Annotated in this window: 26 protein-coding genes; 6 read left to right on the top strand and 20 right to left on the bottom strand. The window is 38.9% G+C overall.

What is annotated here, in order from left to right:
• Positions 1 to 43: 43 nt before the first annotated feature.
• From rplI to D8844_RS09105, 6 genes are all read right to left on the bottom strand, one after another.
• Positions 44 to 496 carry a 50S ribosomal protein L9 gene (gene rplI, locus D8844_RS09130; protein WP_000864210.1) on the bottom strand — a complete coding sequence of 151 codons (453 nt, stop codon included), beginning with the start codon at positions 494 to 496 and terminating at the stop codon, positions 44 to 46.
• Positions 493 to 2466: a DHH family phosphoesterase gene (locus D8844_RS09125; protein ID WP_125423554.1), complete on the bottom strand. Its 1974-nt coding sequence runs from the start codon at positions 2464 to 2466 to the stop codon at positions 493 to 495. Before D8844_RS09125 ends, rplI begins: the two co-directional genes overlap by 4 nt.
• 156 nt (positions 2467 to 2622) lie before the next feature.
• Positions 2623 to 3801: an acetyl-CoA C-acetyltransferase gene (locus D8844_RS09120; RefSeq protein WP_125423636.1), complete on the bottom strand. Its 1179-nt coding sequence runs from the start codon at positions 3799 to 3801 to the stop codon at positions 2623 to 2625.
• Between the two features lie 81 nt (positions 3802 to 3882).
• A complete protein-coding gene (gene hpf / locus D8844_RS09115) occupies positions 3883 to 4431 on the bottom strand; it encodes a ribosome hibernation-promoting factor, HPF/YfiA family (protein ID WP_000599111.1) in 549 nt (182 codons plus the stop codon).
• A gap of 79 nt (positions 4432 to 4510) precedes the next feature.
• Positions 4511 to 5173: a ComF family protein gene (locus D8844_RS09110; protein ID WP_049479397.1), complete on the bottom strand. Its 663-nt coding sequence runs from the start codon at positions 5171 to 5173 to the stop codon at positions 4511 to 4513.
• Positions 5170 to 6468 carry an ATP-dependent helicase ComFA gene (locus tag D8844_RS09105; RefSeq protein WP_049479396.1) on the bottom strand — a complete coding sequence of 433 codons (1299 nt, stop codon included), beginning with the start codon at positions 6466 to 6468 and terminating at the stop codon, positions 5170 to 5172. Before D8844_RS09105 ends, D8844_RS09110 begins: the two co-directional genes overlap by 4 nt.
• A gap of 56 nt (positions 6469 to 6524) precedes the next feature.
• On the opposite strand from D8844_RS09105, the gene D8844_RS09100 reads away from it, so the two are divergent.
• The 3 genes from D8844_RS09100 (at position 6525) to cysK (ending at position 8642) form a co-directional block, all read left to right on the top strand.
• Complete coding sequence (locus D8844_RS09100; RefSeq protein ID WP_125423551.1) at positions 6525 to 7160, top strand: YigZ family protein; 636 nt, start codon at positions 6525 to 6527, stop codon at positions 7158 to 7160.
• Positions 7161 to 7175: 15 nt separating this feature from the next.
• Positions 7176 to 7619 (top strand): PH domain-containing protein, encoded by a 444-nt coding sequence (locus D8844_RS09095; protein WP_125423548.1) that lies wholly within the window; start codon positions 7176 to 7178, stop codon positions 7617 to 7619.
• A 96-nt stretch (positions 7620 to 7715) separates the two neighbouring features.
• On the top strand, positions 7716 to 8642 hold the full coding sequence (cysK, locus tag D8844_RS09090) for a cysteine synthase A (RefSeq protein ID WP_125423545.1): 927 nt from the start codon (positions 7716 to 7718) through the stop codon (positions 8640 to 8642).
• Between the two features lie 103 nt (positions 8643 to 8745).
• On the opposite strand, the gene tsf is transcribed toward cysK, so the two are convergent.
• The 12 genes from tsf to yfmF all read right to left on the bottom strand — a co-directional run bounded on the left by tsf (position 8746) and on the right by yfmF (position 19922).
• The gene (gene tsf / locus D8844_RS09085) at positions 8746 to 9786 is read right to left on the bottom strand and encodes a translation elongation factor Ts (protein ID WP_125423542.1); all 1041 of its coding nucleotides are present in this window, start codon (positions 9784 to 9786) and stop codon (positions 8746 to 8748) included.
• A 78-nt stretch (positions 9787 to 9864) separates the two neighbouring features.
• Positions 9865 to 10644 carry a 30S ribosomal protein S2 gene (rpsB, locus tag D8844_RS09080; protein WP_125423540.1) on the bottom strand — a complete coding sequence of 260 codons (780 nt, stop codon included), beginning with the start codon at positions 10642 to 10644 and terminating at the stop codon, positions 9865 to 9867.
• Positions 10645 to 10868: 224 nt separating this feature from the next.
• Entirely contained in the window at positions 10869 to 12077 is a 1209-nt protein-coding gene (pcsB, locus tag D8844_RS09075) for a peptidoglycan hydrolase PcsB (protein ID WP_000726991.1), read from the bottom strand.
• A gap of 93 nt (positions 12078 to 12170) precedes the next feature.
• A complete protein-coding gene (gene mreD, locus D8844_RS09070; protein WP_070569579.1) occupies positions 12171 to 12665 on the bottom strand; it encodes a rod shape-determining protein MreD in 495 nt (164 codons plus the stop codon).
• A 2-nt stretch (positions 12666 to 12667) separates the two neighbouring features.
• Complete coding sequence (gene mreC / locus D8844_RS09065) at positions 12668 to 13483, bottom strand: rod shape-determining protein MreC (protein ID WP_001078970.1); 816 nt, start codon at positions 13481 to 13483, stop codon at positions 12668 to 12670.
• A 60-nt stretch (positions 13484 to 13543) separates the two neighbouring features.
• The gene (locus D8844_RS09060) at positions 13544 to 14338 is read right to left on the bottom strand and encodes an energy-coupling factor transporter transmembrane component T family protein (RefSeq protein ID WP_125423537.1); all 795 of its coding nucleotides are present in this window, start codon (positions 14336 to 14338) and stop codon (positions 13544 to 13546) included.
• Positions 14331 to 15170, bottom strand: a complete 840-nt coding sequence (locus D8844_RS09055; RefSeq protein ID WP_125423535.1) for an energy-coupling factor transporter ATPase — start codon at positions 15168 to 15170, stop codon at positions 14331 to 14333. Before D8844_RS09055 ends, D8844_RS09060 begins: the two co-directional genes overlap by 8 nt.
• The gene (locus D8844_RS09050; RefSeq protein ID WP_125423532.1) at positions 15155 to 15982 is read right to left on the bottom strand and encodes an energy-coupling factor ABC transporter ATP-binding protein; all 828 of its coding nucleotides are present in this window, start codon (positions 15980 to 15982) and stop codon (positions 15155 to 15157) included. Before D8844_RS09050 ends, D8844_RS09055 begins: the two co-directional genes overlap by 16 nt.
• Positions 15979 to 16524: a CDP-diacylglycerol--glycerol-3-phosphate 3-phosphatidyltransferase gene (gene pgsA, locus D8844_RS09045; RefSeq protein ID WP_000712149.1), complete on the bottom strand. Its 546-nt coding sequence runs from the start codon at positions 16522 to 16524 to the stop codon at positions 15979 to 15981. The genes D8844_RS09050 and pgsA overlap by 4 nt, the downstream gene beginning before the upstream one ends.
• 10 nt (positions 16525 to 16534) lie before the next feature.
• Positions 16535 to 17356 (bottom strand): cytoskeleton protein RodZ, encoded by an 822-nt coding sequence (gene rodZ, locus D8844_RS09040; protein ID WP_185757686.1) that lies wholly within the window; start codon positions 17354 to 17356, stop codon positions 16535 to 16537.
• Between the two features lie 35 nt (positions 17357 to 17391).
• Positions 17392 to 18675: an EF-P 5-aminopentanol modification-associated protein YfmH gene (gene yfmH / locus D8844_RS09035; protein WP_125423528.1), complete on the bottom strand. Its 1284-nt coding sequence runs from the start codon at positions 18673 to 18675 to the stop codon at positions 17392 to 17394.
• A complete protein-coding gene (yfmF, locus tag D8844_RS09030) occupies positions 18672 to 19922 on the bottom strand; it encodes an EF-P 5-aminopentanol modification-associated protein YfmF (RefSeq protein WP_125423525.1) in 1251 nt (416 codons plus the stop codon). Before yfmF ends, yfmH begins: the two co-directional genes overlap by 4 nt.
• 160 nt (positions 19923 to 20082) lie before the next feature.
• Here yfmF and yaaA point away from each other — a divergent pair, with 160 nt between their 5' ends.
• Positions 20083 to 20451 carry a S4 domain-containing protein YaaA gene (gene yaaA / locus D8844_RS09025; RefSeq protein WP_000455880.1) on the top strand — a complete coding sequence of 123 codons (369 nt, stop codon included), beginning with the start codon at positions 20083 to 20085 and terminating at the stop codon, positions 20449 to 20451.
• Positions 20452 to 20453: 2 nt separating this feature from the next.
• Positions 20454 to 21551: a DNA replication/repair protein RecF gene (gene recF, locus D8844_RS09020; RefSeq protein WP_000266687.1), complete on the top strand. Its 1098-nt coding sequence runs from the start codon at positions 20454 to 20456 to the stop codon at positions 21549 to 21551.
• Positions 21552 to 21602: 51 nt separating this feature from the next.
• Here recF and guaB read toward each other — a convergent pair whose 3' ends face one another.
• Together guaB and trpS are read right to left on the bottom strand one after the other, a co-directional pair.
• Positions 21603 to 23081, bottom strand: coding sequence for an IMP dehydrogenase (guaB, locus tag D8844_RS09015; protein ID WP_000073416.1), 1479 nt, complete (start codon positions 23079 to 23081; stop codon positions 21603 to 21605).
• Between the two features lie 162 nt (positions 23082 to 23243).
• Positions 23244 to 24269 (bottom strand): tryptophan--tRNA ligase, encoded by a 1026-nt coding sequence (gene trpS / locus D8844_RS09010; RefSeq protein ID WP_061421569.1) that lies wholly within the window; start codon positions 24267 to 24269, stop codon positions 23244 to 23246.
• 195 nt (positions 24270 to 24464) lie between these two features.
• Between trpS and D8844_RS09005 the strand changes: the two genes are divergently transcribed.
• Positions 24465 to 26087: an ATP-binding cassette domain-containing protein gene (locus D8844_RS09005; protein WP_000958793.1), complete on the top strand. Its 1623-nt coding sequence runs from the start codon at positions 24465 to 24467 to the stop codon at positions 26085 to 26087.
• Positions 26088 to 26112: the final 25 nt, after the last annotated feature.

The following is a 26112-nucleotide window of genomic DNA, read 5'->3' as shown; positions in this document are numbered from 1 at the left end:
CCGACTTTCCTTCCTTTTACAATCTTGTCAAGAAGTTGTAAACTTAACCTTCTTTTACACGAAGATTGATGATACTTGTAACATCTTGATAGATCTTCACTGGTACATCAATCAAACCTACTGCTCGAATTGGTGCTTGTACTTGAATATTGCGTTTGTCAATCTTAATACCAAACTGCTTTTGCAATTCTTCTGCAATTTTCTTGTTAGTGATGGAACCAAATGTACGGCCATCTGGTCCAACCTTTTCAACAAACTCTACAACAGTTTCTTCTGCTTCTAGCTTGGCCTTGATGGCTTTTGCTTCAGCAATCATCTCTGCATGAGCCTTTTCTTCTGATTTTTGTTTTCCACGCAACTCACCCACTGCTTGAGCAGTCGCTTCCTTGGCCAAATTCTTTTTAATCAGGAAGTTTTGAGCGTAGCCAGTTGGTACTTCCTTGATTTCGCCTTTTTTCCCTTTTCCTTTGACATCTGCTAAAAAGATTACTTTCATTCTTCTTTCTCCTTTTCCTTTAGTTCTTCCAAGATTACTTGAGTCAATTTTTCTCCTGCTTCTGTTAGACTCATATTCTCGATTTGCGCGGCAGCTAGATTAAAGTGACCTCCACCACCCAACTCTTCCATAATGCGTTGGACATTGATTTTACTACGACTTCGAGCCGAGATAGAGATAAATCCTTGTGTATTTTTTGCCAGAACGAAACTAGCCTCAATACCAGACATAGCCAGCATAGCATCGGCAGCCTTACTGATAACAACTGTGTCATAAGACATTGAGTCCTTAGCTTGGGCAATCAAGATATCTGAACCTAACTTACGACCTTGTAAAATGAGTTCATTTACCTCACGGTACTCTTCAAAATCTGTCGCAGCGATCTCCTGGATAGCAATACTGTCACTTCCCCGTGTTCTCAGATAGCTAGCCACATCAAAGGTTCGGCTCGTCACGCGAGATGTGAAATTCTTGGTATCCAGCATCATACCAGCCATCAAAACACTGGCCTGCATACGACTCAAACGATTTTTCTTAGAATTTTGGAACTGAATCAATTCTGTGACCAGCTCACTGGCACTACTTGCCCCACTTTCAATATAGGTGATGACTGCATTCTCAGGGAAATCCTGATCACGTCTATGATGGTCAATAACAATAGTTTGAGTGAACAAATCATAAAAATCTTTTGACAAAGTCAAAGCCGTCTTGGAATGATCCACCAGAATCAATAATGAACGGTTTGTAACTAACTTCATCGCATCTGTAAGAGATAAAAGTTTCGTGACATCTTCCTTCTTCAAGAACTGAATAGCACGTTTGATATCTGCTGGCATATGTTCTGCATCATAGACAGCATAACTGTTCTCAATAATATTACTTGCAAACAACTGCATACCGACAGCAGATCCCAAAGCATCCATATCTAGATTTTTATGACCGACTACAAAAACTTGGTCAACACTTCGAATCTTATCAGAAATGGCTGTCATCATGGCTCTGGTACGTGTACGAGTACGTTTGATAGATGCAGCAGTTCCTCCACCAAAGTAGACAGGATTCTTGGTTTCGTTATTTTCCTTGACCACCACCTGGTCACCACCGCGAACTTCTGCTAAGTTCAAGTTGAGCAAGGCAATTTTCCCTATCTCTTCATGGTTTCCATCACCATAAGAAAATCCCATACTTAAAGTTAGGGCTAGCTGCCTCTGTTTTGATTCTTCTCGGAAAGTATCAATAACGGAGAATTTATCATTCATCAATTCCTCTAGTACCGTGTAATCTGTGAATACATAAAAACGATCCATCCCCACACGGCGAGAAAACATAGCATACTTACTAGCAAATTCTGAAACAAAATTAGCTACAAAGCTATTGATATGGCTGATATCAGAGTCAGATGTCGCATCCTCCAAATCATCATAGTTATCTACTGAGATGACTCCAATGACTGGACGGCTAGTTACCAATTCGACAGTTGCTTCGTACTCCCCAGAAACATCAAAGAAATACAAAACACCCGAAGCCTTGTCCATATGAACAGCATATCGTGTTTCGCCCAAGGTAGCATACGAACCTGGATTCCCAACAGAAGCCTTGATGATGGTTTGAATTAACTCAACATCAATTTCGCCTTCTTCAGTAGTTAAAATCAGCTCAGCATAGGGATTAAACCATTCCACTTCTCCACTTGATAAGTCTAATTTCAGTACTCCCACCGGCATTTGATCAAGCAAAGTACTCAAGCTATTTTCGGCTTGGTGATTTACATATTGGATTTGTTCAATTTCGCTCTTTTCATACTGTTTTTTTTGCCAAACGAATAAAAGCAAATAAAGCAGTACAAATAAAAACAAAACAGTGATTGTTACAGCAAGATTATGTGAAAAAATAATCAGCAAAGTTAAGATTCCGAAAGTTGCAAGTCCTAGCAAGACTGCAGAAAACGGGATTAAATTATTTTTTTTCATTCTAAACCTCTTGCGCATTATTATATCACAAATGCCCTTAAAAAGCGACCCTTTAAAAGATGCAAGCCCTTCTTTCATGATTGATTTCTCTAACTTCAGACACAAAAGGAGGAGGGGATCATCGCCCTCCTACCCACGTGTTCAGATCACTAACACCTAACGTTCCACGATAAGGGCAGTCCCCATCCCTCCTCCGATACAGAGAGTTGCTAACCCAGTTTTAGCATCTCGTTTCATCATCTCATGTACCAGCGTTACTAGGATACGGCAACCGGAGGCCCCAATTGGGTGACCAAGAGCAATGGCGCCACCATTGACGTTGACAATATCTGTGTTGAAACCAAGTGTTTTACCAACTGCACAAGCCTGGGCAGCAAAAGCTTCATTTGACTCAATCAAGTCGAGATCTTCAACTGTCAAATTGCCTTTTTCAAGAGCCTTGCGAGTCGCATAAATCGGTCCACATCCCATCATCTTAGGATCCAAACCTGCACTTGCATACGAACGAATGCGGGCAATCACTGAAAGTCCTAATTCTTCAGCTTTTTCAGCACTCATGATTAAGACAGCTGCTGCCCCGTCATTGATTCCTGAAGCATTTCCCGCTGTGACAGAACCGTCTTTTTTGAAAATAGGACCTAGCTTAGACAAACTCTCCAAGCTAGCATCTTTTCTAGGATATTCATCTGTATCAAAAACGATAGGATCGCCTTTGCGTTGAGGAATGACAACTGGAATAATCTCTTCTTTAAAGCGGCCAGATTCTATAGCTGCAACTGCTCGTTTTTGTGACTCTAAAGCAAGAGCATCTTGCTCTTCTCGACTGATGCCATATTCTTCAGCCACATTCTCGGCTGTAATTCCCATATGGTATTCGTTAAAGGCATCAGACAAACCATCCTTAATCATGGTATCTACCACTTTCGAATCTCCCATACGACCACCCCAACGGAAACTTGGCAAAACGTATGGAGCCTGACTCATGTTTTCTGCACCACCAGCTACGATAATATCTGCATCGCCACATCGAATCGCTTGAGCAGCCAACTGCACGGCCTTCAAACCGGAACCACAAACCTTATTGATGGCAAAGGCTGGTGTAAATTCAGGGAGTCCTGCATGAACGCTCATTTGACGAGCTACGTTTTGACCTAAACCTGCGCCTAGGACATTCCCCATAATCACTTCGTCTACCTGCTCTGGTTTGACATTGGCTTTTTCCAAAGCACTCTTAATAACCAAAGTTCCCAAATCAACAGCTGAAACATTCTTCAAACTTCCTCCAAAGGAGCCTATTGGAGTTCGCACTGCTGAAACAATCACCACGTCTTTCATAACTGCCCCCATTTATACCTTTTATAATAATGCAATATAAAAATGGTTTACACTGGTGTAAACCACTTTAAAAATTCTATTTTATGATTCTTTTACTTCTAACAAACCAACTTCACCATCTTCACGGCGATACAAAACATTAGTTGTTTGATCTTCCACATCTACATAGATAAAGAAATCATGTCCCAATAAATCCATTTGGAGAAGGGCTTCTTCTAAATCCATTGGCTTCAAATCAATTTGTTTTGAACGAACAACTTTTGGTTGCACTACATTTGCATCTTCTACCAGAGCATCTGTAAAGAGTTGACTTGTCGCAACTTTATTTTTATTCTTACGTTCGATTTTAGTTTTATTTTTACGAATCTGACGTTCAATTTTATCTGTCACAAGATCGATAGAACCATACATATCTTGAGAAATATCTTCAGCGCGAAGAGTGATAGATCCAAGTGGAATTGTTACTTCAACCTTTGCTGTTTTTTCACGGTAAACTTTCAAGTTCACACGTGCATCCAACTCCTGCTCAGGTTGGAAATACTTTTCGATCTTTTCGAGTTTAGAAACTACATAATCACGAATTGCTTCTGTTACTTCTAGGTTTTCACCACGGATACTATATTTAATCATATAAGTACCTTCTTTCTAAACATTTTTGTTTTTCTAACTATATTATAACGCTTTCATTTTCATTTTGCAAATTTTTTCCTCATCTTACAAGGGAAAAAGTTTTAACTTCCAAAGCACCTGCTTCTTCCAAAAGTCGTTTCACTCGATTCACAGTTGCCCCTGTTGTATAGATGTCATCAATCAGCAAAATCTTCTTAGGAAGCGAGATACCATCTTTAATAAAAAATGGAATTTCAGTAGCTAACCTTTCCAAACGGCTTTTAGAAGAACTAGCGCTCTCTTCTCTTTTTCCTAATATATCTTTAAAAGAAAAGCCTGCTGCCTCAACCAAACCCTCGACTTGGTTAAACCCCCTCTCAAGCAATCTTTCAGGGCTTAGGGGAATCAACACAAATTGATATCCTCTATACTTTTTCAGCTCCTCAGCAAGAACAGAAGCAAAAACTTTTCTAAGCAAAAAATCGCCATCAAACTTATATCGACTGAAAAAGTCTTTCATAGCTTGATTATAGGTAAAGATTGCCTTATGATCAACCTGAATTCCTTTTTTACACCAAAGTTTACAATCTTGACACTTAGTTGACATGCCTGTTTTCATACAGTTTGGGCAATAATTCTCACCAATCTTCTCAAAACTAGAAGCACAATCTGAACAAAGATAACTGCAGTCATCCTTCAAAAGGAAGAGACTGCTAAAAGTCAGCTCACTCTTTGTAGTCTGGCCACATAGTAAACAGTTCATAACTCTGCCTCCTTATTCATCTGCTTGATTTCCTTGATTGCCTTTTTGATGGAAGCATTTAATCCATCATGAAAGAAGAGCAACTCACCAGTTGGTCTATCCATACTGCGTCCAACTCGCCCTCCAATCTGAATCAAACTAGACTTGGTAAAGAGACGATGATTAGCTTCTACTACGAAAACATCCACACAAGGGAAGGTAACCCCGCGTTCCAATATTGTTGTACTAATCAGTATTGTCAGTTCTCCATCTCGAAAAGCTTGTACTTGCTCTAATCGATCTTCTGTGATAGAAGATACAAAACCAATTTTCTCATCTGGGAAATACACCTGTAGTGTTTCTTTTAGTTTTTCGCCTTTCTTAATCTCTGATGTAAAAATCAGTAAGGGATAACCTGTTCTTCTCTGTTTCTCAATATAAGTCTTTAACTTGGTTGACAATTGATTTTTCTCTAAACAGCGATTAAAATCCGATAACCAGACTGGTTTAGGAATAATCAATGGATTTCCATGAAATCGTCTTGGCAAGCTCAATCGTTTTAATTCTCCAGTGCGAACCTTCTTATCTAACTCATCTGTAGAAGTTGCTGTAAGAAATATCCTTAACCCCTCCTCCTTTACACATTGGTTTACAGCATAGTAAAGAACAGAGTTGTCAACATAAGGAAAGGCATCTACTTCATCCACTATCAGCAAATCAAAAGCATGATAAAATTTTAACAGCTGATGAGTCGTTGCAACAACTAGTGGTGTTCGAAAATAGGGTTCTGACTCACCATGAAGTAGTGCTATCTCACAAGCAAAGTCATTCTGCAGTCGCTTATATAACTCCAAGCAAACATCTATTCGAGGGCTGGCTAAACAAACTGCACCACCTTCATCAATCACTTTAGCCACAACTTGATAAATCATCTCTGTCTTTCCAGCTCCTGTTACAGCGTGAACCAAGGTTGGCTCTTGCTTGTCTACCGCTTGAAGAAGTCCCTCTGAAACTTTTTCTTGAAAAGGTGTTAACTGACCACGCCATTTGAGGACGTCTTGCTTAGGAAAATCCTCCTGTGGAAAATAGTATAAAGCTTGATCACTCCTGACTCTCTCCATCAATAAACACTCCCTACAATAGTAAGCGCCTATAGGCAAATGCCATTCTTCTAGAATACTACTATTACAACGTTGACAAAACAGTTTCCCTTTCTCTTTTCTCATTGCTGGAAGTTTCTCAGCCATCTGCCGTTCTTCTTCTGTTAATTCTTTCTCAGTAAACAAGCGACCGAGGTAATTTGGATTTACTTTCATACTTCTTTATTCGTAAAAATCTAGCACTTTAGATATTTTTTTAGTACAATTAAATCATGGAATTTAGAACAATTAAAGAGGATGGGCAGGTCCAAGAAGAAATCAAAAAATCTCGATTTATCTGTCATGTCAAGCGTGTTTATAGCGAAGAAGAGGCTCGTGACTTCATAACTACCATCAAAAAAGAACACTATAAAGCCACCCATAACTGCTCTGCTTTTATTGTAGGGGAACGCAGTGAAATCAAACGTACGAGTGATGATGGGGAACCTAGTGGTACTGCTGGAGTCCCTATGCTGGGTGTCTTAGAAAATCATAATCTAACCAATCTCTGTGTGGTAGTGACACGCTACTTTGGTGGCATCAAACTAGGTGCTGGTGGTTTGATTCGTGCTTATGCAGGTAGCGTAGCCTTGGCTGTCAAAGAAATTGGCATTATTGAAATCAAAGAACAGGCTGGCATAGCCATTCAGATGTCTTACGCTCAGTATCAAGAATATGGTAATTTTCTTAGAGAGCATCATCTCATGGAGCTGGATACAAACTTTACAGATCAAGTTGATACAATGATTTATGTTGATAAGGAAGAGAAAGAAAATATCAAGTCTGCTCTTGTAGAGTTTTTTAATGGAAAGGTTACTTTAACAAATCAAGGTTTACGAGAAGTTGAAGTTCCTGTAAACTTAGTGTAAACAAAGGAGAAATACATGGCGTTTGGGAAATTTATTCAAGGACTTGCTGGAAACTTTAGCGAGGAAAACAAAGAGACTCTTATCAAAGAATATGGTCAATATCTACTAGAGAATGAAGAAATTCAAAGCGGGTATAAACTTATTCGAGATTCCATCATCTTTACAAATATTCGTATTATTTTTACAGATAAGCAAGGTGCCACTGGTCGCAAGGTGTCTGTTAAGTCACTGTTTTTGATGAACATTGTAAACGTTGAAATGGAAACTGCTGGAGCAGGTATAGATGATAGTGAGATTACGATTACTTATTTAGAAAATATCTCTCTTAAAGCACATAATGAGCATCTGAGTTTCCATAAATTTGAATTCCCTAAAAAAACAGACATCCTCCCTCTTTACACCTATTTATTAAAATTGGCTTATCACAATCGATTAAAAATTAATGGCTTAGACTTTTGATATAAAAAAATCCTATCACTTTGATAGGATTTCTATATTTTACAAATAGCCTTAAGCGCGTTATACTAGTATCATCTTATACAAAGAGGTATATCTATGACTATTTATAACAATATCACTGAACTTATTGGACAAACACCGATTGTTAAACTTAACAATATTGTCCCAGAGGGGGCTGCAGATGTCTATGTTAAACTAGAAGCCTTTAACCCAGGATCTTCAGTTAAAGACCGTATTGCCCTTAGCATGATTGAAAAAGCAGAACAAGATGGTATTCTAAAACCGGGTGCTACCATTGTTGAAGCAACGAGTGGAAACACTGGTATTGGTCTTTCATGGGTTGGTGCTGCTAAAGGATATAAAGTTGTTATCGTCATGCCTGAAACGATGAGCGTGGAACGACGTAAGATTATCCAAGCCTATGGTGCTGAACTCGTCCTCACTCCTGGTAGCGAAGGAATGAAAGGGGCCATTGCCAAAGCTCAGGAAATCGCCGCTGAACGTGACGGCTTCCTTCCACTCCAATTTAATAATCCAGCTAATCCAGAAGTACACGAAAGAACAACAGGAGCTGAAATACTAGCCGCTTTCGGTTCTGATGGACTAGATGCTTTTGTGGGTGGTGTTGGCACCGGTGGAACGATCTCAGGTGTTTCTCACGCTCTTAAAGCAGCAAATTCAAACATTCAAGTTTATGCAGTTGAGGCAGACGAGTCAGCTATCTTGTCTGGTGAAAAACCAGGACCTCACAAAATTCAAGGTATCTCAGCTGGGTTTATTCCTGAAACACTTGATACAAAGGCCTATGATGGTATCGTCCGCGTAACGTCAGATGATGCTCTAGCGCTTGGCCGTGAAATTGGTGGAAAAGAAGGCTTCCTTATTGGGATTTCTTCAGCTGCAGCAATTTACGGGGCAATTGAGGTTGCCAAGAAATTAGGTACAGGTAAGAAAGTCCTTGCTTTAGCACCAGATAACGGCGAACGTTATTTGTCTACAGCACTCTATGAATTTGAAGTGTAACCTCCTAAATGCACTTAGCCCTTATTAAAGGGCTTTTTGTTTACTCATACAGAATCTACTCTCTAGACCAAAAGAAAAAGGAAGCAATTTGCTTCCTTTTCTGTTAGTTATTCAAGGCTGCTGCCATTGTAGCTGCAACTTCTGCTTCAAAGTCGTTTGCAGCTTTCTCGATACCTTCACCAACTTCAAAGCGAGCGAACTCAACTACTGAAGCATTTACTGATTCAAGGTAAGTTTCAACTGTCTTGCTGTCATCCATGATGTATACTTGTGCAAGAAGTGTGTATGCTTGGTCAACTTTAGTGTTGTCAAGCATAAAGCGGTCCATTTTACCTGGGATGATTTTGTCCCAGATTTTTTCTGGTTTGCCTTCTGCAGCCAACTCAGCTTTGATATCAGCTTCAGCTTGAGCAATCACTTCATCAGTCAATTGTGCTTTTGATCCATACTTCAAGTGTGGAAGAGCTGGTTTACCAACCATTGCACGGCTTTCGTTATCTTGGTCGATTACGTGGTTCAATTGTGCCAACTCATCTTTAACGAATTGCTCATCCAATTCTTTGTAAGAAAGAACTGTTGGTTTCATCGCAGCAATGTGCATTGAGATTTGTTTAGCAAGCGCTTCGTCTCCACCTTCAATAACAGAGATAACACCGATACGACCACCATTGTGTTGGTATGCTCCGAAGTGTTGTGCATCTGTTTTTTCAAGCAAAGCAAAACGACGGAATGAGATTTTTTCACCGATTGTAGCTGTTGCAGATACATATGCAGCTTCAAGAGTTTCACCTGAAGGCATTGTCAAAGCAAGTGCTTCTTCGTTGTTAGCTGGTTTTCCTTCAGCAATTACTTTAGCCGTTGCGTTTACCAAGTCAACGAATTGAGCGTTTTTCGCAACGAAGTCAGTTTCGGCATTTACTTCAACTACTGCTGCAACGTTACCGTTAACAAACACACCAGTCAAACCTTCAGCTGCAACACGGTCAGCTTTCTTAGCTGCCTTCGCCATACCTTTTTCGCGAAGCAATTCGATCGCTTTTTCGATATCACCGTCTGTTTCTACAAGCGCTTTTTTAGCGTCCATAACACCGGCACCAGATTTTTCACGCAACTCTTTTACAAGTTTAGCTGTAATTTCTGCCATTTTGATTCTCCTATATTTTTTAAAAATAGGAGAGCTGGGCTAGGCCCCGCCCTCCTAGGTAATTACTATTTATATGAATTAAGCGTTGTCGCCTTCTACAACTTCAACGATTTCTTCGATTGAGTCAGCTTGAGCTTCTGAAGCTACAAATTCTGCTTCAACTGCTGCTGCATCTTCACCTTGACGTCCTTCGATGATAGCGTCAGCCAATTTAGCTGTGATCAATTTAACAGCGCGGATAGCGTCATCGTTAGCTGGGATGATTACATCGATATCGTCTGGATCAGTGTTTGTGTCAACCATCGCTACAACTGGGATACCCAATTTTTTAGCTTCTTTAACAGCGATTTGTTCTTTATGTGGGTCAACTACGTACATTACATCTGGGATACGAGGCATGTCTTCGATACCACCCAAGAATTTTTCAAGACGTGCACGTTGTTTGTTAAGAAGTGCAACTTCTTTCTTAGGAAGAACGTCGAAGATTCCTTCTTCTTCCATACGTTTGATTTCTTTCAAACGAGCGATACGTTTTTGGATAGTTCCCCAGTTAGTAAGAGTTCCACCCAACCAACGGTGGTTGATGTAGTATTGACCTGAACGTTCTGCTTCTTCTTTAACAGCGTCAGCAGCTTGTTTTTTAGTACCAACAAACAATACAACTGCATCGTTAGCTGCAGCATCACGCATAAAGTCGTATGCTTGGTCAGCGTATTTTACAGTTTGTTGCAAGTCGATAACGTGGATTCCGTTACGCTCAGTGAAGATGTACTTAGCCATCTTAGGGTTCCAGCGACGAGTTTGGTGACCAAAGTGTACACCAGCCTCAAGAAGTTGTTTCATTGAAATTACTGCCATGAGTATTTCTCCTTTTTGTTTTTTTCCTCTCCTCGACTTCAACTTGCAAAACGACCCGAGGGCAACAGTTTCACAATTCATCCAGAATGAGTATTATCGTTTACACGACAAGTTTCATTTTATCACATTTTAGCGATATTTTCAAGTGGTTTAAATAGATTTCGGCCTTGCTTTCGATAAAAAATAATAAAAGAGACTCACATCGAGCCTCTTCGTTTCATTCATTAGTTTGGATAGATATATGTTACGTAACCTTCAGAAGTTGTAGTTGGGTTGAACCATCCACGTTTGTTACCGATTGTACGATCTCCACCATAGTTTGATTCTGATACTTGAATGCTAGTTGACGATGAAACTGCTGTAACAACCGCTACGTGTCCATATCCACCGTCATTCCAACATGCAATCGCACCAACTTGTGGAGTTGATCCAGTACGGAATCCTGCAGCTGCTGCACTTGTAGCCCACTGCGCTCCGTTACCCCAGTAATCTCCAGCCCAAGGTGCTAATGTTTTAGCTCCCCAAGTACATTCTCCAGTTGGATAACTTGAAGCATTTGTACTGTATGTTGGACGCTGTCTTGTTGGAGTTGGTGCAGGCGCTGGAGTGTAGCTTGAATCATCATCTGATGAAGAGCTTGAAGTCGCTTGCACTTGATCTGAAAGTGTTGTATTTCCAGAAGCAACAACCGATTGTTGTTGGCTTGTTTGACGTGCTTTATAAGCCGCTTCTGCTTCAGCTGCTGCTTTTGCTTCTGCCTCTGCTGCTGCTTTTTGTTCCAATAAAGTAGCTTTATCGCTTTCTGCAGTAGCTTTCTCTGCAGCAAGGTTTAACTCAGCAACTTTCAACTCTGCTTGTTTTGTTGTCAATGCTTGTGCATCGTCAGCAAGCGTTTGTTGGTTCGCAATGACAGTGTTGATTGCTTCATTATTTGCAACCTGTTTTTCAGCGATAGATTTCTTATCAGCTTTCTGTTGTTCCAACATTTTGTTGTTAGCTGATACAATCTCGCTCATTGCTGCAACACGTGAAATAGCTTCTGTAATTGATTTTGAGTTTACAATTGTATTGATATAGCTAGTTGCAGCACCGTTTGTTTGTGCGCTACGTGCTTGTTTCTCCAAAGATTCATTACGAGCAACAATGTTCTTAGAAAGCTCTGTAATTTCTCCTTCAAGTTTTTTAGATTCAGCTTGTAGAGTTTCGTTCTCAGCTTCCAAGTTCGTTTGTTGAGTTTGGATAGCTGTAACTTGCGTTTGGATTTCATCTACTTGTTTTTGAGCTTCTTTTTGTTGAGATGTCAAATTACTAATCTTACTATCTTGAGCAGCAATCTTTTCATCAGTTGTTTCAGCATGAACAGTTGTTAATACCGCCGCTTGTGAAACCAATACTGTACTTAATAAAAGTGACGCTAAGATTTTTTTCTTCATATTGTGTAGATACTCCTTCTATTTAAGACATTACTAGTATACCAAAAAAAGACATAATAAATATTACGCCTTTGTTACATTTTTATTTCTTTCTTATAGATAACATTTTTCAAAAATATATTGGAAAATCACCATCCATAAGAAGTTCAGAATCATTGATGGGACAAGACTATAGACAATGAAGACTGGCATAGAATCTACCGTCAATCCCACAGCCAAAGCAAGAAGATAACTCCCCATATCAAATAGGAAACTCATCACAACTATTGTTAACATTCTTGTCCAACGGTTTAGCAAAATTACACTATTAAATTTATGGAGCGAAGCTCCTATCAAGATAAATAGAAGTGTTGCAATTCCTATCAAGTGGAAAAAATAGATATCGTACACTAAACCCACTATACCGCAATAAGCTAGATAGAGATATTCTGAAACCTCAATTGTCTCAAACAAGAGAAATAAAAACAGAAAATGACTTGCTAAATGAAAGTGAGGGAAGAAGGATCCCGCTAATTGTCCAATATGTGCATCAATTAGTACGACAAAAGGGAGTAAAAAGAAAATACCAATTTGTTTTAACAGTCTCATTGCTAATTCCCCACTAACTCTACCACGTGAAGATTTTTGGTGTCAGCACTTAACTTGACTGTTACTTCCTTTGTTAGATAATCACTGCTGTGTGTTGTAGCAACAACCTCTCCAACAGGGATATCCTTAACATTAAAGTTTCCGAGCCCCCCTGTAGTCACCTTGTCTCCTGCGCTAATGTCGCTGTTACTATTTAATTGGCTAATTTTAAGCAGTTCTGACTCCTTATCATAACCAACGATAATCCCGTAAATTTCAGTAGAACCATGCAGGATTTTAACAGAAATTTTGTCTGAATTTTCGGTGTTTGTCAATAGGTTGATCGTTGTTGAATGATCCTCCACCTTTGAAACACTACCAATCAAACCCCCGTTTGCAATGGCCAACATATTTTCAGATGCTCCTTTTGAACTTCCCGCATCAATTGTTAACTCTTGTTTCCAAGATACTGGAGCTCGCATAATCACATCTGCTGCAATGGTTTTTGTAGCCTGCAATTTTGACTTCATATCCAGCAACTGACGTAATTGTTCATTTTCATTTTTTAAACTTTCTGATTGATTAGACTCCACCTCTAGTTGATAAAGTTGTTTCTTTAGACTCTCATTTTCATTGTAAGTCTGCGTCAAATGTCCCAAATCCGATTTGAAAGTATCAAACCACTGAAAGGGTTTTTGAACAATTCTATCTACCAAGGAAATCCCATCTCCTAGTTTCGTCACAATAGCGCTTGAATAGGTTGTCACTAATAGTACAGAAACTGCCAGAACTGTGACAAAAACGATGATTAGATATTTTGATTTTTTAAAACGGTTCATATTCCTACCTTTATACTAAAAACCTGCTACTGTGAGCTTCTTATCAATCCTACAAACCTGCTAAGATTTTAAGAAAAATAAGAAACATCCCAGTACCAAAATCACAAGAATTGCCAGTGTATCCTTTTGACTCCATCTCAACTGTCTATACTGACTTCTACCCTTTCCTCCCTGATAACCACGCGCTTCCATGGCTATTGCCAATGAATCTGCACGCTTTAAGCTCGTCGCAAAAAGAGGAATTAAAATTGGAATCATAGCCTTTACTTTTTGAACGATGCTACCTTCGCCAAAGTCAACTCCACGAGCTTTTTGAGCATTCATAATTCTCGTTGTGTCATCCATCAAGGTTGGAACAAAACGCAAACTCATTGATAACATGAGACCAATTTCATGAACGGGAACTTTCACGCGTTTCAGCGGTGCTAAAAGAGCTTCAACTGCAGCTGCCAGACTCAAGGGCATGGTCGTTAAGGTTAACAAAGTTGAAAAGAAAATAATCAACAAAAAACGACAGAAAATGATTCCTGCTTGTTGCAAAGCATAATCCGTTATTCTTATAAAAGAAAACTCAAATAAGACATTTCCACTTGAAATGAAAAAGAGCTGAAAAAGAGTCGTAAAAGCGATCAAGAAGAACATGGATTTTAATCCCTGAACGAAAAATGAGAGGGAAACGCCTGACAAAGCGATAAATATACCTGTCGCTACAAACAGAATGAGATTGGTGAGGGGATTATTGGCCCAAAATACAATCAAAATCAGCAGAATCATGGCAAGCAATTTGCTACGGGGATCCAAGCGATGAATGATGGAATCCCCCGGTATATAACGCCCTAAAATCATACTATCCATTTAGCGACTCCTTAAACTCCTCTATCTTGATTGGCAATTTTTTAAAAGCTACACCTCTATCTGCCAAACGCTTACAAAAGGCTGTGATTTTAGGCACACCTAACTGCACTTTTTCCATAGATGCTACATCTTGGAAAGCTTCGCTCGGTTTGCCACTTTTGACCAAACGCCCCTTTTCCATAACATAGACCTGATCAGCATACGTAGCTACGTCATCCATCAAATGCGTTACCAGAACGATTGTCATTCCAGAAAGGTGGAGTTTTTTAAACAAGGTCATCAGTTCTTTTCTGCCCAGAGGATCTAGCCCTGCTGTTGGCTCATCCAAAACCAAGACAGTTGGCTCCATGGCTAGCATACCTGCTATAGCCACACGTCTCATCTGACCACCCGAAAGTTCAAAAGGACTGCGCTCAAAGAGTGACTCATCGATGCCTACCAAGGCTAACTTTTCACGCGCAATTTTCTTGGCCTCTTCCTCAGAAACTCCAAAATTTTGCGGTCCAAATGCAACATCTTTCAAAACAGTCTCTTCGAAAATCTGATTTTCAGCAAATTGAAACACTAGACCGACTTGCTTTCGAATCTGGCGAATTTCTTTATTGGTTGATGTAGGGGTAATGACGGTATCGAAAACTCGAACAGAACCCTTACTTGGTACCAATAGGCCATTTAAGAGCTGTAAAATCGTTGATTTCCCACTACCTGTGTGCCCTACCAAAGCCGTATAGGAACCATCCTCAATCGTCAAGGAAACATCAGTCAAGGCTGATGAAGATAGGGGAGTCCCCTCTTGATAGGTAAAGCTCACATTTTCTAGAGTAATTCCCATAACTTGTCCTCTAGCTCTCCTTCTGTCAAATAGCCATCCGGCAACTGATAACCAGTCTCTCTCAAAGATTCTCTCAATTGATTAGTAAAAGGCTCATCTAACCCTATCTGGTCAAGGTCATCCCGAGAAAAAAGTTCTCTTGGGCTGCTGGTTGACTCCACTTGGCCTTTTTTCATGACCAAGACACGATCACTCATCGCAACTTCTTCTAAGTCATGTGTAATGGAGACGACTGTCATCTGGTGGTCTTTTCGAATCTCTTGAACTGTCTGAATTAGTTCTCGTCGTCCCTCGGGATCCAACATACTTGTAGCCTCGTCCAGAATTAAAATAGCTGGCCTCAAGGCAACAACTCCTGCAATGGCCACTCGCTGTTTTTGTCCACCAGATAAACGAGCTGGTTCTCTCTTCTTAAAGTCCAGCATCCCTACCAACTCCAAAGAATCAGCCACTCTCTTCTTCATTTCTTCACGAGGAAGTCCCTGATTTTCTAGACCGAAGGCAACATCATCTTCAACAGTCGCCCCCACAAATTGGTTATCTGGATTTTGAAAAACCATACCAATTTGACGGCGTAAGTCCCAAACATTCTCAGAGGACAGCAATTGCCCATCTATCCAGATTTCCCCAGAATCTGCTTCAAGCAAGCCATCAATCAAACGGATAGTTGTCGATTTCCCACTCCCATTATGACCTACAATCGAAAGCCATTCTCCCCGTTTCACGTGAAACGAGACATTATTAACGTCATAATGTTCCTGTTCTTCCTTGTAACGAAAAGACAGATTTTTTACTTCAATAATCGATTTCATTTCGAACCAAATGTCCCTTTGAATACATGAGCGCTACCCTTGAAATAATCATAGCCAGAGTAGATAGTGAAAAACAAAGCGATATAAAGCAACAGCTGACCAATTAAATTCCAATGTAAGAGCAAAAAGATAATGGCAAACATCTGACTAAAGGTCTTGATTTTCCCTGGCATCGCTGCTGCTAGAACTGTCCCTCCCGTCTCAACAAGCAACAAGCGCAAGCCTGTCACCGCAAGTTCACGACAGATGATAATAGCAACAACCCAAGCTGGAGCCATACCTAACTCAATCAACATGATAAAAGCTGACATAACCAACAGCTTATCGGCCATCGGATCAGCAAACTTTCCAAAGTTGCTGACTACATTCCATTTACGAGCAAGATAGCCATCAAGATAATCCGTTATACTAGCAACTGCAAAAATTATAGCTGCTAGCAAATGACTGCCTTGTGAATGGCCCAAAGTCAAAATAAGAATAAAGAGAGGTATAAAGAGAATTCTACCAATTGTTAATACATTAGGAATTTGTTCTTTTTTCATTGATTTTTCCTTAATCTGTAGTAAATGTAAGTGTTACAGTTCCAGTCTGAGTTGTCAGCTTCGAAGTATCAATCGTTTGATTGTCCACAGTCACAGTAACTCCCTTCACTACACCTAAAGTAATGGTAACGGGATTCTTAGTTGAAACTGTTGTTTTTGCATTCTTATTGTCTGCGGATAGTGTCACACCACCCTCCAGCTCACTTCCTGAAACACTAACCCAACTAGCTTCATCTGAAACTGCCAATTGAACAGTAGCGGTTTCCTTACTCGTTTTATACCGAGCTTCAATGCGGTTTCCTTCGCCTGACACTGTAATAGTTGATTCCGTAGTAGAAGACGAGCTAGACGTCTGACTACTAGAAGATGAACCAGATGAGGTTGTGGAACTAGTTGAACTCACAACACTATAATTAGCTGAAGAAGGACTTGGCTGAGTTTGGATGTAGTTCCAAACATAGTAAGTCACAAAAATTAAAATTGACAAAGCAAATAGCACAAAATAAAACAAAGGAAGATAAGACGTTTTTTTCTTATTTGACCGTCTACGACCAGATAGGTCTTCTTCATCAACATCAACCTCTTCATAAGTGATCATACTACCTGAATCGTAGGCATCCAAAACAATTCTTTCATCTAACTCTACTGCCCAGGCATATTTTCTTAAAAAAGAACGAGCATAGAAGGTACTAGGAAGTTGATCAAAATCATCTGCCTCCATAGCTTCTAGAAAATGCAACTGAATTTCAGTTTTTTCCTGCAATTCTTCTAAACTCAATCCCTGATTAATTCTAGCTAAACGTAGAACCTCGCCAATTGTTTTTTTTCTCATACGTACCATTCCTTCTTTCTAGTATTAGTCATCTTTTAAGCTGGAAAGATTGTAAAATCAACTAGATCACCATTATCAATCAAACGATGTCCAGCTTCTAGAACATCCTCCAAAGTAATTTCCTGTAAAATTTTCGGAAAATCAAAAATTGTTTCTCCGCGATCCATCGGATCGTATTGAGTTGCAATAAATTCCAAAGAGTTCATGCTACTGAAAAATTCCCCAAACATCTCACTCTTAACAAGATCTAAATGTTCCTCTGTAATATCCGCATCACTACTAAACTGACGAATCGCTTTACGAAATTGATGCGACAGAGAAACAGGCTCTTTGGTGTCCATTGTCAATATCACAAAATGAAAGCGACTGTTGACTTCAACCTCAAGTGACAATGACGCATCTAGCTTCCCAGACTCATATAACCTTTGAAAACGATCAGAAGTCCAACCAAACATCATCGTAAATAGTAATTTCAATAAAATATTGTAACGATAAGACTCAGCTTCTGTTATTTGCCCATTACCTCTAATCGCAACAGCAAGTTTGGGTGAAGAAACTTCCATCCGAAGACTATCTGTTTGCTTCACAGGCTGCAAGGGTAGTTGCTCTTTTGAAACCATAAACTGGTTTGAAACTTCCTTTCCCTTTTTCGAAAAGTATTCCTCAACAACTCTTACATCAATATTTCCAACTAAAAACAGTGACATATTGACAGGTTTGTAAAACTCTGTAAAGTTCTCTTTTAAATTTGAAACTTGAATCTCAGAAATTGATTTTTCACTTCCAACAATGTCTATTGCTAAAGGAGTATCAGGATAAAGGTTGGCTAATGTTGCAAAAAACAAGCGTGAGTCTGGATCATCTTGGTACATTTCTCGTTCTTGCTGGATAATATCCTGTTCCCTCAAAATAGACTCTTCTGTAAAATGAACACCTCCGACTAACTCATCTAGCAAATCTAAATTCTCTAATAGATGGTCAATTGTTGAAAAAAGATAGCTGGTCTTAGTAAAGCTTGTAAAGGCATTACTGTCCGCACCTAATCGAGTAAAAGCAGCCATTATATCCTCCGAATTTTCTCTTTCAAACAATTTATGTTCAAGAAAATGTGCAATTCCTGCTGGATGATGACGTAAACCTTTTCCCAAGCTTGTATAAGTTGCATCTACAGAACCAAATTGAACTGTTACAATCCCATAAACCTCATTGAAATCTTGCTTAGGGAGTAAAGAAACTGTCAATCCATTTGACAATTTTGTTTTGTAGACTGTTTCCTTTACAGCAGGATAGTATTTTTCTTCAAAAGTAACCTTTGTCATTCTACTCCTTCCATAAAGTAAATCGCTTGTAACTTCAAACTATTGGCAGCTTTACATACAGCTTCTTTATCAACACTCTCTAATTTTGCCACCAATCGATCAATGTCAAAGCTTGATTTCCCCAATAGAGCATTCAAATAGACTCTTTCAACTAGGGCCTGTTGATTATCTTGAGCCATCAACAAAGATCGTCGAATCATCTCCTTGGTTTGTTCAAGCTCAAAATCTGTAAAGTTGCCCTTTTTCAAATCTAGCAACTGATGATTCATCAATTTTCTAGCCTGATTTCGATTTTCTCTATCAATACCCGCATACATCCTTAACAGACCACTAAACAAATCCAATTGACTAGAGACTGTATAGGCTATTCCAGCATTTTCACGAACATTTGTAAAAAGTTTCGAATGTGCAAATTCACCCAACAAACCATTCATAACAAGCATGGGCAAATGCTCATCATCACCATATTTTACAGGAGAATGATAGCCTAATTCCAAAATAGATTGCCCAACATTCCTCTGAAACATTCCTTCTCGTAGAACATTCGAATAAGATTGATGGTACTGGATAGTGACGCCGTTCTCTCTAGCTGTAAAGGGTAATGACTTCAGTGATTCTGTAATTTCTACTTCATTAAAATCACCTAAGAAAAAGAAATCAATACGATCATTTTTCAGAGTATTTTGAAAGCACATGTAGCCACTTTCCGGAGACTCATTTAAAATGCTATTTCGTAAATCACTGTATCTCAATTGAAGACGCTCATCATGGAAGAACAAGCTATCCAACTCCTTATGAGCAAAATAAAATGAATCATCCATATCAGTAGCTAGACTAGCCAATAACTGTTTTCTTTCAATTTCAAATAAAGCTGGCTCAAAAGCACCATCTTGAGCTAAGGGAGCAAATAAAGTCTGTCTCACCAATTCCAAAATTCGAGAAGTCAAGACATTCTTTTTGCTTAAAAAATCATCCCTCACATAAGTAAATGTTAAGTCAAGAATATGTGCCTGTCCCCTACGATAAGCACTTGTGGAAATATCTGTTCCATATAAACTTGCCAAGTATCTGCGAAATGCTTGTGATGTGGGATAAGCTTGATTTGCCGTCTCCAACATACTAGCACTTAACATGCGTCCTGCTATTGTCTCAAGAGATAAGGGAGCAGTAAAACGAATAGTGATTTTATTTGTTTTAAACTTTTTGGATTGAACAAAATGTGCTGAAATTCCAGGCACTAATTCCATACCTTACCTCCTTACATATAGAGTTCTATTATACCACGAAAATCAAAATTTTTCTTGTTCTCTTTATAGCTTTAAAGAGTAAAACCGTTTTCATTTCAACTAACTTTCCTTCAGCTATTTCAAGGAAAATATGGTATAATACCAAAGATTGAGGTGAATTATGGAATACAAATTATTTGAAGAATTTATTACGCTCCAAGCCCTCCTAAAAGAACTTGGAATTATACAAAGCGGTGGTGCTATCAAATCCTTTTTAATGGATCATCAAGTTTACTTTAATGGTGAGTTAGAAAGTAGACGTGGGAAAAAAATTCGTGTTGGAGATACGATTGACATTCCTGATTTAAAGATTGACATCACCTTGACACAACCAAGTTTAAAAGAGCAAGAAGAGTATCAAGCAGATAAGATTGAGAAAGAGCGAATTGCTAAACTTGTCAAAGAGATGAATAAAGGTGTCAAGAAAGAAAAACAAAAAACTTCTTCATCACCTAAAACCAAACAAGTTCCACGTTTTCCAGGAAGATAACCATGTGGCTCCAACATTTAACAATTAAAACCTTTCGAAACTACAAAGAGGCAAAAATTGATTTCAATCCAAAATTAAATGTCTTTCTAGGTCAAAATGCACAAGGAAAAACCAATATTCTAGAGGCAATCTATTTCTTAGCCTTGACACGTAGTCATCGGACTCGTACAGATAAAAATCTCATTCATTTTGATAACGAGCAACTCCATCTTTCTGGCTTGCTACAGAAAAAAACAAGCTCTATCCCTCTAGAAATTGATTTAACACCAAAAGGGCGTGTGACTAAGGTCAATCACTTAAAACAAGCGCGCCTATCAGACTACATTGGACATATGAATGTTGTCCTCTTCGCGCCTGAAGATCTCCAGCTAATTAAGGGAGCACCTTCTGTCCGTCGAAAGTTTATAGACATCGAACTGGGACAAATTAAACCAATCTACTTGTCAGACTTGTCAAACTATAACCATATACTCAAGCAGAGAAATACTTACCTAAAATCCAGCCAAAAGATTGATGAAACATTTCTGTCAGTCTTAGATGATCAGTTAATAGATTATGGTTGTCGTGTTATAAAGCATCGGATAAAATTCATTAAAGACTTAGAGAAATTTGGCCAAAAAAAACACTTAGAAATTTCAAATAAATTAGAAGAACTATCAATATCTTATCAATCATCTGTCAACTTCACTAATGAAGAACAGCTAACAAGTTCCTTTAAAATTGCTTTAGATAAAAGCAGATCCAGAGATTTATTTAAAAAGAATACTGGAGTTGGCCCTCATCGAGATGATATTTCTTTTTATATCAATGGTATGGATGCTAGTTTTGGAAGCCAAGGTCAACATCGTAGCCTTGTTCTTTCTATAAAACTGGCGGAAATTGAGCTAATGGAAAGTATTACCAATGAGTCTCCGATACTACTGCTTGATGATGTTATGAGCGAACTTGACAATACACGGCAACTAAAATTACTAGAAACCATTTCTCAATCTATCCAAACCTTTATTACAACAACAAGTTTAGACCACTTACAAAACTTGCCAGAAAACCTTAGTATTTTCAACATTCAAAATGGTAAAATTTCTGTAAATCAACATTGACAACTTTGTAAACAAAAAGGACTCCTGAAAATCAGGAGTTCTTTTTACTACTTACATAGAGTAGTTTGGTGCCTCATTAGTGATTTGTACATCATGAGGATGGCTTTCTTTTAGACCAGCCCCAGACATTTCAATAAATTGAGCGTTGTCGTGTAATTCTTTAAGGTTAGCTGCACCACAGTAACCCATACCAGAGCGAATACCACCAATCATTTGGAAGACAATATCAGCTGCTGCACCTTTATAGGCAACACGTCCTTCAATTCCTTCTGGAACAAGTTTGTTTGCTTCATTGACAGAACCTTGGAAGTAACGGTCACTTGAACCTTTCTTCATTGCAGCGATTGATCCCATACCACGGTAAGTTTTAAACTTACGTCCTTGGAAGATTTCCGTTTCACCTGGTGCTTCGTCTGTTCCAGCGAACATTGATCCAAGCATAACTGCATTTCCACCTGCAGCAAGGGCTTTTACAATATCTCCAGAATACTTGATTCCACCATCAGCAATGATTGTTTTTCCATATTCACGCGCAACTGCTGCTGCATCATAGATTGCTGTCACTTGTGGGACACCAACCCCTGCAATCACACGAGTGGTACAGATAGAACCTGGTCCAATACCGACTTTGACAACATCTACACCTGCATCATAAAGAGCACGCGCACCTTCAGCAGTGGCAATATTACCCGCAATCAAAGTGCGGTCTGGGAAGTGAGCACGAATTTCAGCAATTTTACGTAGAACACCAGCAGAGTGACCATGGGCAGTATCAATAACAATTGCATCCGCTCCTGCTTCAAAAAGGGCTTCGGCACGTTCAAATGTATCTGAAGTAACACCTACTGCACCTGCAACTAAGAGACGACCAAACTCATCTTTTGCAGCATTTGGAAACTCAATAACTTTTTCAATGTCCTTAATAGTAATCAAGCCAGAAAGACGACCTTCTTCATCCACTAAAGGAAGTTTTTCAATACGGTGTTCTTGAAGAATGCTTTCAGCTGTTGCAAGGTCTGTACCAACAGGAGCAGTAACAAGATTTTCACTGGTCATATGGTTTGAGATTGGCTGATTGTAATCTGAAATAAAGCGAAGATCTCGGTTTGTTAGAATACCAACCAATTTACGATTTTCAAGTGTCTCCACAACTGGAACACCACTGATACGGTAACGTCCCATCAGTTCATCTGCTTCAGCAATCGTGTGTTCTGGAGTCAAGAAGAATGGATCAATAATAACACCATTTTCAGAACGTTTTACCTTGCGAACTTCATCTGCCTGTTGCGCAATAGACATATTTTTATGGATTACTCCAAGACCACCTGCACGAGCAATGGCAATAGCCATTTGACTTTCTGTGACTGTATCCATGGCGGCTGTTATAATTGGGATATTTAAAGTCAGATTATCTGCCAATTTTGTTGTTAAATCTGCATCATTAGGCAATACATGACTTTCTGCTGGAATGAGCAATACATCATCAAAGGTAAAACCTTTTTTTAAAAATTTAGTATCCCAATTAGACATTCAAGTTTCCTCTTTTCTTTCTTTTTGAGCTTGACTCTTTTTGTATTGTATCTATCATACCATTCTATGAAAATTTGTCAATTATATTTATGGTAGAAATCATAAAAAAACTATCCCTGTGATCCTATGGAAGAGATAGTTTTACGATTCATATTTTATCTATTATTTAAAATAATTTAGTCCCATTGCTCCCTTAACTTCAGATAGAGTTTGCCCCGCAACCTCACGCGCTTTCTCACTACCTTTTTGAAGCATATTGTACACTTCTCCCATATCCTTAGCAAATTCGATACGGCGCTCACGAATAGGACCAAGTTCCCGTTCTAATATTTCAAGTAGATAACGTTTCGTCTTCACATCACCAAGACCACCACGTTGATAATGTTCTTTCATATCTGCAATGTCTTGAGCATCTTCTGGACGACCAAACACATCTAGATAATGGAAAACCATATTTCCTTCAATCTTACCTGGATCCTCAACCCGAATATGGTCTGGATCAGTATACATGCTCATGACTTTTTTACGCAACGTATCCGCATCATCAGCTAGATAAATACCATTATTAAGGGATTTAGACATTTTAGCATTTCCATCTAGACCTGGCAAACGCCCTGCTCTCTCATTTTCTGGATAAATACCTTCCGGCTCCACCAAGACCTCACAATTATAAGCATGATTAAAGGAACGAACAATCTCACGAGTTTGCTCAATCATTGGTTTCTGATCTGTCCCAACAGGAACATAATTAGCCTTGAAGGCAGTAATATCTGCTGCTTGCGCAATCGGATAAACCAGAAATCCTGTCGGAATACTTTCTCCAAACCCTTTCTGAGCGATCTCTGTTTTTACTGTCGGATTCCTTTCCAAACGAGCTAGTGACACCAAATTCATATAGTACATAGACAGTTCAGCTAACTCTGGAATCTGACTTTGAATAAAGATGGTTGATTTACTTGGATCTAATCCAACTGCTAGGTAATCTAAGGCAACATTCCCAATCGATTCTACAATCGTTTGAGGATCTTTGGCGTGATCTGTCAATGCTTGTTGGTCCGCCAAAAAAACAAACATCTCATACTTGTCTTCTTCCTGCAGTAATACTCTATTTTTAAGACTCCCAACATAATGTCCAATATGCAGTTTTCCTGTCGGGCGATCTCCTGTTAAAATAATGGGTTTCGTCATTTTTTTCTCCTTCGAAATGGTCTCTTCAATTATAGCATTTTTTTGTTAAAATAACAGAAAATTATTTAAATCAAACAACTAACTCATTGTAAATAAACCTGTAAACTTAATTGACATAAAATTGACAAACAAAAATTTGAATATTTCTCTCTTTTCTAGTAGAATAAATGTATTACATATTATAGGAGAAAAACATTGCTTACAGTATCTGATGTTTCACTACGTTTTAGTGATCGCAAACTTTTTGATGATGTCAATATCAAATTTACAGAAGGAAATACATACGGATTGATTGGTGCTAATGGTGCTGGGAAGTCTACATTCTTAAAAATCTTAGCTGGTGATATCGAGCCAACAACTGGTCACATCTCTCTTGGTCCAGATGAACGTCTCTCTGTTCTCCGTCAAAATCATTTTGACTATGAAGATGAGCGAGTTATTGATGTTGTCATTATGGGAAATGAAAAACTTTACAACATCATGAAAGAAAAAGATGCCATTTACATGAAGGAAGATTTTTCCGATGAAGATGGTGTTCGTGCAGCTGAACTTGAAGGTGAATTTGCTGAACTTGGAGGTTGGGAAGCAGAAAGTGAAGCATCCCAATTACTTCAAAATCTAAACATTCCAGAAGAATTGCACTATCAAAACATGAGCGAATTGGCCAATGGTGAAAAAGTTAAGGTTCTCCTTGCTAAAGCACTTTTTGGTAAACCAGATGTTCTTCTCTTGGACGAGCCGACCAACGGGTTGGACATCCAATCTATTACTTGGCTAGAAGACTTCTTGATTGACTTTGATAACACTGTTATCGTAGTATCCCACGACCGTCACTTCTTAAACAAAGTGTGTACTCATATGGCTGACCTTGACTTTGGAAAAATTAAACTCTATGTTGGAAACTACGACTTCTGGAAGGAATCTTCTGAGCTTGCTGCTAAATTGCTAGCAGACCGTAATGCCAAGGCAGAAGAAAAAATTAAGCAATTGCAAGAATTCGTTGCTCGCTTCTCTGCCAACGCTTCTAAGTCAAGACAAGCAACGTCTCGTAAAAAAATGCTTGACAAGATTGAATTAGAAGAGATTGTTCCTTCTAGTCGTAAATACCCATTTATCAACTTTAAAGCAGAACGTGAGATTGGTAATGATCTCTTGACAGTAGAAAATCTAACTGTAAAGATTGATGGCGAAACTATCCTAGACAATATTAGTTTCATCTTGCGTCCAGGTGATAAGACAGCTCTTATTGGACAAAATGACATCCAAACGACTGCATTAATTCGTGCAATTATGGGTGACATCGACTATGAAGGAACTGTCAAGTGGGGAGTTACTACTAGCCGTTCTTACTTGCCAAAAGACAACTCGGCTGATTTTGCAGGAGGAGAGTCAATCCTTGACTGGCTGCGTCAATTTGCAAGTAAAGAAGAAGATGACAATACCTTCCTACGTGGTTTCCTTGGTCGTATGCTCTTTTCTGGAGATGAGGTTAACAAACCTGTAAACGTCTTGTCAGGGGGAGAAAAAGTACGTGTCATGCTTTCAAAACTCATGCTCTTGAAATCAAATGTCCTTGTACTTGATGATCCAACAAATCACTTGGACTTGGAATCTATCTCAAGCTTGAACGATGGATTGAAAAACTTTAAAGAATCAATCATCTTTGCTAGTCATGATCACGAGTTCATTCAAACTTTAGCAAACCATATTATTGTTTTGTCTAAGAATGGCGTCATTGATCGTATTGATGAAACCTACGATGAATTCCTAGAAAATGCAGAAGTACAAGCAAAAGTTAAAGAACTTTGGAAAGATTAAATAAGACTTCAAAACTCAGTTGGGG

Source organism: Streptococcus oralis (assembly GCF_003942875.1).
Taxonomy (GTDB): domain Bacteria; phylum Bacillota; class Bacilli; order Lactobacillales; family Streptococcaceae; genus Streptococcus; species Streptococcus oralis_BX.
Note: the sequence above shows the minus strand (reverse complement) of the source record. Positions and strands in the feature narration are given on the sequence as shown.